Origin of the sequence: Alcaligenes sp. EGD-AK7 (genome assembly GCF_000465875.3) — a bacterium.
Classification (GTDB): domain Bacteria; phylum Pseudomonadota; class Gammaproteobacteria; order Burkholderiales; family Burkholderiaceae_B; genus Alcaligenes; species Alcaligenes phenolicus.
In genome coordinates, this window is the sequence record NZ_AVOG02000041.1 from 1 (window position 1) to 660 (window position 660).

General features: G+C 54.4%; 1 protein-coding gene. It reads left to right on the forward strand.

The features are described 5' to 3' along the window. Positions 1–660 (forward strand): outer membrane protein assembly factor BamB family protein (locus N879_RS14410; protein ID WP_031232853.1); only part of this gene is annotated, 660 nt, incomplete at both ends.

Consider the following 660-nt stretch of genomic DNA (forward strand, 5'->3'; position numbering starts at 1 on the left):
AGGAATTGTCCGATGAATCAAATACCGCTGATTGGCTGGCGTATGGGCGAACGCATTCCGAACAACGGTTCAGCCCGCTCAAGGACATCAACGTAGATAATGTCCGCCAACTTAAACCTGAATGGTATGCGCCGCTACCTGACCGCTCAGATATGGTCGGAACGCCCTTGGTGGTCGATGGCGTTATGTACTATGTGGGCGAAATGAACAGAACGCGTGCATTCGATGCCCGCACGGGAAAGAAGCTTTGGGAATACGATCCGCAAGTTTCCAAAGAGATCCTCGACAACAATATGAAGAAGGTCTTCTGGAAGCATAACCGGGGCCTTTCAACCTACGGCGACAAGTTGTTCATTGCCACCTGGGACGGCCGTCTGATTGCAATCAACAGAAAGGACGGCAAGGAAGTCTGGCAGACCCGTACATTCGATCACGACCAGCCGTTGAATATCACCGGCCATCCCAAGGCCTTCGACGGCAAGGTATTCGTCGGCAATGGCGGAACCGAACTTGGTCCGATGCGTGGGTATGTAACTGCCTACGATGCCGAAACCGGCAAACAGGTCTGGCGTTTCTATATCGTTCCAGGCAATCCTGCCGATGGATTCGAGGACGCCGCCCAGGAGATGGCGGCCAAGACCTGGAGTGGCCGGTGGTGGG